We start from the raw sequence: 2,838 nt of genomic DNA on the forward strand, positions 1-2,838 counted from the left end.
GGTTGTATGTTGAATGCAACTGTTAGGCCCCTCGCATTTGAGGAGCCGCGATTTTTATCATTTTTATCATTGTCGTTTTGAACCACTGACTTTTTTGGGGAAGTAAGATGTTTAAACCTAGTCTGATTGCTGTTTCTGTTATCACCACATTAGCAGGTTGCTCTGCTCTGCAAAGCTCTGAGCAACAAGCTGTAAATTCACTGGCTAATAACCTTGATATTCAATACCAAGTGTTGACTAACCACGGTGCAAACGAAGGTCTTGCTTGTCAGGATTTAGGAGCTGAGTGGGCTTCTTGTAACAAGGTGAACATGACGCTAGTTAACCAAGGTGAAGCGGTTAACTCAAAAGATTGGGCTATCTACTTCCACAGCATTCGTCTGATTTTGGATGTAGATAATGATCAGTTCAAAATTTCTCGTGTAACGGGTGACCTACATAAGCTAGAACCAACAGATAAGTTTGATGGCTTTGCGGCGGGCGAAGAAGTGGTACTTCCACTAATTGGCGAATATTGGCAGTTATTTGAAACCGACTTTATGCCAGGCGCTTTCGTGGCTGCACCAAACACAGAACCTAAGATGATTGCTTCTCTAAATACTGAAGATGTTGCGTCTTTTGTGACGGGTCTTGAAGGTAACAACCTAAAACGTACACCAGACGACAACAATGTATTTGCAAACGCTGTGTCTCGTTTTGAGAAAAACGAAGACCTAGCAACACAAGACGTATCAACCACGTTACTACCAACACCGATGCACGTTGAAGCGGGTAAAGGCAAAGTAGATATCGCGGATGGTATTGCGCTGCCTAAAGACGCATTCGATGCGACTCAGTTCGCAGCAATTCAAGATCGTGCAGAAGTGGTAGGTGTGGACGTTCGTGGTGATCTTCCTGTAAGCATCACTGTTGTTCCTGCAGACTTCACCGGTGAATTGGCAAAATCTGGTGCTTACGAGATGAGCATCAAAGGCGATGGTATTGCGATTAAAGCGTTTGACCAAGCAGGTGCTTTCTACGCAGTACAATCTATCTTTGGCCTGGTAGATAGCCAAAATGCTGATTCTCTACCACAACTGTCTATTCAAGATGCACCTCGCTTTGATTACCGTGGTGTGATGGTAGATGTAGCTCGTAACTTCCACTCTAAAGACGCCATTCTTGCAACGCTAGACCAAATGGCAGCGTACAAGATGAACAAACTTCACCTTCACCTAACCGATGATGAAGGCTGGCGTTTGGAAATCCCAGGCCTACCTGAGTTGACAGAGGTTGGCGCTAATCGTTGTTTCGATACACAAGAGAAAAGCTGCGTACTGCCTCAGCTTGGTTCCGGTCCAACGACAGACAACTTTGGCTCTGGCTACTTCAGTAAAACAGACTACGTGGAAATCTTGAAATACGCGAAAGCGCGTAACATTGAAGTCATTCCCGAAATCGATATGCCAGCGCACGCTCGTGCCGCAGTAGTATCTATGGAAGCTCGTTACGACCGTCTAATGGAAGAAGGTAAGGAAGCTGAAGCGAACGAATACCGCCTGATGGATCCTCAAGATACTTCTAATGTCACTACGGTTCAGTTCTACGATAAGCAAAGCTTTATCAACCCGTGTATGGAATCTTCCACTCGCTTCGTAGATAAAGTGATTTCAGAAGTGGCAGCAATGCACGCTGAAGCTGGGGCACCGCTAACGACATGGCACTTTGGTGGCGATGAAGCGAAGAACATCAAGCTTGGCGCTGGTTTCCAAGACGTGAACGCGCAAGACAAAGTTAGCTGGAAGGGCACGATTGATCTGTCGAAACAAGACAAGCCATTCGCGCAATCTCCACAATGTCAGGCGTTAATCGCAGACGGCACAGTGAGTGATTTTGCTCACCTACCGAGTCATTTTGCGCAAGAAGTATCAAAATTAGTTGCTGAGAAAGGCATTCCAAACTTCCAAGCATGGCAAGATGGTTTGAAATACAGCGAAGGTGAGAAAGCATTCGCAACAGAAAATACGCGTGTTAACTTCTGGGACGTTCTTTACTGGGGTGGTACATCATCAGTGTACGAATGGTCTAAGAAAGGTTACGACGTGATCGTTTCTAACCCTGACTATGTGTACATGGACATGCCATACGAAGTTGATCCGAAAGAGCGTGGTTACTACTGGGCAACACGTGCAACCGATACGCGTAAGATGTTTGGCTTTGCACCAGAGAACATGCCTCAGAACGCAGAAACCTCTGTAGACCGCGATGGCAACGGCTTTACTGGTAAAGGTGAAATCGAAGCGAAACCTTTCTACGGTCTATCAGCACAGCTTTGGTCTGAGACAGTACGTAACGACGAGCAATACGAGTACATGGTATTTCCTCGCGTACTCGCAGCCGCAGAGCGTGCATGGCACCGTGCCGATTGGGAGAATGACTACAAAGTCGGTGTTGAGTACTCGCAAAACTCTAACCTAGTTGATAAAGCATCGCTAAACCAAGACTACAACCGCTTTGCGAACGTACTTGGCCAACGTGAACTGGCTAAGCTAGAAAAATCTGGTATCGACTACCGCCTTCCAATTCCTGGTGCGAAAGTAGAAAACGGCAAGCTAGCTATGAACGTTCAGTTCCCTGGCGTTGAACTGCAATACTCGTTAGACGGTCAAAACTGGCTGACTTACGCAGACAATGCTCGTCCAAGTGTGAAAGGAGAAGTGTTTATCCGCACTGTATCGGCGACAGGGGAAAGAGCAAGCCGCGTAACTAGCGTGAAATAACCTTAATCTTCTCAGCTAAATTTAAGCAAACCCTCAATGTCATGTTGAGGGTTTCTTTATTTTTATGGGAAATTAAGTG

Annotated in this window: 1 protein-coding gene; it reads left to right on the top strand. The window is 46.0% G+C overall.

From position 1 onward, the window contains the following. Positions 1–107: 107 nt before the first annotated feature. A complete protein-coding gene (locus CAG69_RS12155) occupies positions 108–2,759 on the top strand; it encodes a beta-N-acetylhexosaminidase (protein WP_161444382.1) in 2,652 nt (883 codons plus the stop codon). Positions 2,760–2,838: the final 79 nt, after the last annotated feature.

The organism is Vibrio sp. V43_P6S15P86 (assembly GCF_009904725.1).
GTDB lineage: Bacteria > Pseudomonadota > Gammaproteobacteria > Enterobacterales > Vibrionaceae > Vibrio > Vibrio diabolicus.